4 protein-coding genes and 2 pseudogenes are annotated in these 5244 nt (G+C 68.5%); 3 read left to right on the top strand and 3 right to left on the bottom strand.

Annotated elements, in window-relative coordinates; all coding sequences use genetic code 11:
- Together MFF42_RS16800 and MFF42_RS16805 are read right to left on the bottom strand one after the other, a co-directional pair.
- The coding region (locus tag MFF42_RS16800) for a pirin family protein (protein ID WP_238256774.1) at positions 1–852 on the bottom strand (852 nt) is incomplete at its 3' end.
- Positions 853–990: 138 nt separating this feature from the next.
- Entirely contained in the window at positions 991–1905 is a 915-nt protein-coding gene (locus tag MFF42_RS16805; RefSeq protein ID WP_238256775.1) for a LysR family transcriptional regulator, read from the bottom strand.
- Positions 1906–2060: 155 nt separating this feature from the next.
- On the opposite strand from MFF42_RS16805, the gene MFF42_RS16810 reads away from it, so the two are divergent.
- Positions 2061–2714: a hydrolase gene (locus MFF42_RS16810; protein WP_238256776.1), complete on the top strand. Its 654-nt coding sequence runs from the start codon at positions 2061–2063 to the stop codon at positions 2712–2714.
- Positions 2715–2963: 249 nt separating this feature from the next.
- A pseudogene (locus MFF42_RS16815) lies at positions 2964–3342 on the top strand (transposase); the annotation flags it as partial.
- A 234-nt stretch (positions 3343–3576) separates the two neighbouring features.
- Here MFF42_RS16815 and MFF42_RS16820 read toward each other — a convergent pair.
- A pseudogene (locus MFF42_RS16820) lies at positions 3577–3898 on the bottom strand (transposase); the annotation flags it as partial.
- Between the two features lie 305 nt (positions 3899–4203).
- On the opposite strand from MFF42_RS16820, the gene MFF42_RS16825 reads away from it, so the two are divergent.
- On the top strand, positions 4204–5244 hold a 1041-nt coding region (locus MFF42_RS16825; RefSeq protein WP_238256777.1), incomplete at its 3' end, for a HAMP domain-containing protein.

Here is a 5244-nt window from a genome sequence, read left to right on the forward strand (position 1 = left end):
GGCCTTCGCCGCCTCGATGCGTTCCTTGGAGGAGGCGACGAAGTTCCACCAGATGTAGCGCGGGCCCGCGAGCGTCGCGCCGCCCAGGATCATCAGCCGCGCGCCACGGTCGCCGGCGGCGACGGTGATCCTGTCGCCGGGGCGGAAGACCATCATGTGGGACGCCGCGTAGTCCCGGCCGGCCACCGAGATCGAGCCCTCGACGACGTAGAGGCCCCGGTCCTCGTGATCGTCCGGCATCGGCAGCAGGCTTCCCGGCTCCATCCTCACGTCGGCGTAGAAGGTCTCCGAGAACATCGTCGCGGGGGCGGCCTGGCCGTAGGCGGTCCCGAGGATCAGGCGCAGGGAGACGCCCCCGCCCTCGATCACCGGCAGCGCCTCCTTGCCGTGGTGCTCGAAGCTCGGCGCCACGTCCTCCTGGCTCTCCGGAAGGGCGAGCCAGGTCTGGATCCCGAACAGGCTGTTGGGTCCGCTCCGGGCCGCCGCGCTCGTGCGTTCCGAATGGGTGACGCCGCGTCCCGCCACCATCCAGTTCAGCGCGCCGGGACGGATGACCTGGTCGGCCCCGGTGCTGTCCCGGTGATGGAAGTCGCCGCGAAAGAGGTAGGTGACGGTGCCCAGACCGATATGCGGGTGCGGCCGGACGTCGATGCCCTGGCCCGTCAGGAGTTCGGCGGGGCCGGCCTGGTCGAAGAAGATGAACGGCCCGACCATCTGCCGGTTCGGCGCCGGCAAGGCGCGCCGGACTTCGAAGCCGCCGAGGTCGCGCGCACGGGGAACGATGAGCGTCTCGACCGCGTCGACGCCCACTGTGTCGGGACAGCCCGGTTCCAGGGCCGGGTTCCAGCTCATGAGATCATCCTCTCGGTCCGGGGCCGCGAGACGGATCGTTCCGTCGAGAACCCGGACGTCCGGTCTAGCCGGCAGCCGCGCGGTGCTGGTAGCCGCGCGGGGCGCAGAACCGTGTCGCGTGATGCGGAACGCCGCCCTTCAGGCGCCGGACCCACGCCCCGCAGCGTCGAGGCCCCAAAGCTCCGGTGCGCTCGCGAAGTGCTCGATCAGCAGCTCGGTCAACTCCCGCACCTTCCGGGCGGCATGGGGGCCGGGTGGTCGAACGACGTAGGCCGCCGCCGGCGGCGGCGGGTGACGCGTCATGACCCGCACGAGCCTGCCCGAGGCGACGTATTCGTAGGTGATGCAGTCGGGAAGCCAGGCGATGCCGAGGCCTGCCACGGCCGCCGCCGCGAGTGCGACGCCGTTGTCGGCCTTGAAGCGGCCCTGCGGACGGAACGTCCTGATCGCGTCGCCGTCCGTGTACTGCCAGGTCTCGGTCCCCTGCATGAGCGCCGGATGGCCGGCGAGTTCCTCGGGCGTCTCCGGCGAGCCGTGCGCCCTGACATAGTCCGGGCTCGCGACGAAGCTCCCGTGGATCGGCCCGACCCGCCGCGCGATCAGGTTGGAATCGGCGAGGTAACCGACCCGGATCGCGCAATCGAACCCCTCGGCGACGAGGTCGACGAAACGGTCGCCGTAGGTCGCGTGGACATGGAGCAGCGGATGGCGCCGGGCCATCGCCGCGATCACCGGCGCGAAGTGGGTGGGACCGAACGTCAGCGGCATGGCCACGCGCAGGCGGCCGCGGAGATCGCCGCCGGGTGACACCGTCTCCCGGGCGACGTCGATCTCGGCGCAGACCCGTGCCGCGTAGTCCCGGAACGTGGTCCCGGCCTCCGTCAACGAGGCGCCGTGCGTGGTGCGGGCGACGAGCTGGACGCCGAGGTCGGCCTCCAGCCGAATGAGCCTTCGGCTGACGATGGACTTCGACACGCCGAGACGGCGCGCGGCTGCCGAGACGCCTCCGGTGTCGGCGACCTCGACGAAGGTGCGCAAGTCCTCGATGTCCAAGATGTCGTTCCCCGTTCGGCGACACGGTGTAGCCGAAGGCCAGCCTACCGCGCGAATTTCGCAACTGCCACTGTCCGCCCCGTCGATGCGACGGTCGATGCGGCGGTCGATGCACGGCGCGCCGCGGACCCCGCCAACGGAGGTTGATCTCGGACATGGCTTTTCGGAACGGACTCGATTCTCTTCTTCGCCCCGACGACTCGGTCCTCGTCCTGATCGACCACCAGCCCTACCAGCTCGCGAACCTGAACAGTCACGACCCGCACATGGTCGTGAACAACACGACCGCCCTGGCCAAGTCGGCAAAGGTGTTCGGCGTGCCCACCATCCTCACGAGCGTCATCGCGGAGCGCGGCGGCGTCATCTTCCCGCAGGTGACCGACGTGTTCCCGGGCCAGGCGGTGATCGACCGCACGTTCATCAACACCTGGGAAGATCCGAAGGCCGTCGATGCCGTCAAGGCGACGGGCCGCAAGCAACTGATCATCGCCGGGCTATGGACCGAGATCTGCGTGGCGATGCCGGCGATCCAGGCCGCGGGCGAGGGCTGGGACGTCACGGTCATCACCGACGCGTCCGGCGGCACCTCGGTCGAGGCGCACGAGGTCGCCATCCAGCGCATGGTCCGGGCCGGCGTGAACGTGATGACCTGGCTGGCGCTGGCGGCCGAGTGGCAGCGCGACTGGGCCCGGCTGGATACGGCCGTCGGCCTCACCGAAGTGCTGAAGCAGCACGCCGCCGGCAGCGGCATCGCCTATCTCTGGGAGCAGCAGCTGCTCGCGACGCCCGTGCCGAAAGCCGTCGGCTGATCGGAAAACGGCCGCCGCGCTCGGCAGGGGTGTCGATGAGCGCATCGCGCCTGGTCGTTGCGGCGGCTCTCGCCGCGATCCCCGGCGCGGCCGAGGCTCAAGTCCCGACCAGTGTCGCGCGTGCGCCGACGCTCACCATCGAGCGTTACCCGGAGGATTGGTCCTACCTCGCCGATCCGGGCAGGCGCACGGGCAGCTGGACGGAGCGGTTCAAGTACATCCCGCTGAGCGGAGATGGCTCGATCTATCTCTCGACCGGCGCAGGAAAGTGCCTCTGTCCCGGCCAAAAAGGGGGGTCTGCCACCGGCTCGAACCCGACGGACCGGGGCACACCGGGCACGAAGCGCCACCTCGTCACCGACGCCCGCGGCACGCCGCTCGGCCTATGACTCCAAAGCACGTCGGCAGGAGTGCCGGGCGCGGGATCGTGCCGCGCATCGCCCGCAAGGGGATCGAAACTAGCCAAAAGCTCGGGCGCCGCCGCTGGGTCGTGGAGCACACCCACGCTTGGTTCAACCGCTTCCGCCGCCTGCCGATCCGTTCGGAGCGTCGCGCCGACATCGACGAGGCCTTCACCAGCCTCGCTGCCAGCCTCATCACCCTCAACCCGATCACGCGGTTCGGTTAGGCGCTCTTAGTCTGGCTGGCGCCCGGACTGCTGCGCTGACCTCGTCTGGCCAGCAGTCAACACATCCCCCTCATAGCCGCCTCGATGGACTCACGTCTCGGTCACGCCGGAGCGCACCCCGGCGATCGTCGTCGGCAGCGTCTGCGGCGCCAGCAGCGGTATATCAGCCGCCCAGCGGAACGCGGTGAACTTCTTGCGCGGGAAAGCGGCGATGCTCCCCGCGTCGCCTTGACGGTCGAGGATGGCCGTTGACGGCTCGGCCTCGCGCCCGGCGGCCAGGCGCAGCACGGCGCGAAGGTCCTCGGCCAGCTGCTCGAAGCAGCCCGCCGAAAGCCAGCGTTGCGCCTGCTGGTAGACGGCTGCCCACAGCGGCAGGTCGTGGGGCATCCAGCGCCACGGCGCGCCCGTCTTCACCACATGGCGCAGCCCGTCGAACACCTCCCGCAACGGGTGCGCGCTGGCCCGCATCCTCGCGCACCAGCGTCAGATACGGGGCGACCACCGCCCATTCGTCATCCGACACATCGGATGGGTCGGCTTTCCGGCACAGGCTCATATCCCATCACCTGGGCCTTCCGCCCGGCAAGGCCATCATAGCCTCTCGCGGGCTGCCCGGCACGACAGAGCGCGCCGCGAAACGAAAAAGCAACGATCTGCGCCACGACGAGCGGGCGTATTCTCAGCCGAACGGCCATGCATCGGAAAGAGCAGCGTGCTGGGCCGCTCTGCGGACCGAAGGAGTGAGCAACCATTTACGTTGCGCCCTATTGCCGTTCTTCCTCGCCGGTGGTTTCTCACAGCCGCCGACGATCCAAAGAATGCCGCGCTGGGCTGTATCATCTACCCTAAGGGTGTACCCGCATGACGCCGACTACGTTGCAGTTGGAGCCGAAGCTCCTTCTGAAGAGCCTTCGTGCGTTTCGGAAGGGTGACTTCTCAACTCGGCTGCCGCTGGATCTGACGGGCATCGAGGGGGAGATCGCGCAGGCGTTCAACGATATCGTCGAGCTCAACCAAGGGCTCGCCCGTGAACTCGACAGGGTTGCCCGCGCGGTAGGCAAGGACGGGCGCATCGGCGAGCGCGGAAAGCTTCCGACCGCGACCGGCGGGTGGAACGATTGCGTCGAGTCGGTCAACACGATGATCGGCGACCTGGTTCAGCCCACCACCGAGGTGGCGCGCGTCATCGGAGCCGTCGCCAAGGGCGACCTCGGCCAGACCATGCAGATCGAGATCGAGGGCCGGCCCCTGCGCGGCGAGTTCCTTCGGATTGGCAAGGTCGTCAACACGATGGTGGATCAGCTGAACTCCTTCGCTTCGGAGGTGACCCGCGTCGCCCGCGAGGTCGGCTCGGAGGGCAAGCTTGGAGGCCAGGCGCAGGTCAAGGGCGTCGGCGGAACCTGGAAGGACCTGACCGACAACGTGAACCTGATGGCGGCCAACCTGACGGGTCAGGTGCGCAACATCGCCGAAGTCACCACCGCGGTGGCCAACGGCGACCTGTCCAAGAAGATCACCGTCGATGTGAAGGGCGAGATCCTCGACCTGAAATCGACCATCAACACGATGGTGGACCAGCTCAATTCCTTCGCCTCGGAGGTGACCCGCGTCGCCAAGGAGGTGGGGTCGGAGGGCAAGCTCGGCGGACAGGCGCAGGTCAAGGGCGTCGGCGGCGTCTGGAAGGACCTGACCGACAACGTGAACATGATGGCGGAGAACCTCACCGGTCAGGTGCGCAACATCGCCGAAGTCACCACCGCGGTCGCGCGGGGCGATCTGTCCAAGAAGATTACCGTCGATGTGAAGGGCGAGATTCTCGCCTTGAAGCTGACCATCAACACGATGGTGGACCAGCTCAATTCCTTCGCCTCGGAGGTGACCCGCGTCGCCCGCGAGGTCGGC

Origin of the sequence: Methylorubrum podarium, from assembly GCF_022179745.1 — a bacterium.
Classification (GTDB): Bacteria; Pseudomonadota; Alphaproteobacteria; order Rhizobiales; family Beijerinckiaceae; genus Methylobacterium; species Methylobacterium podarium.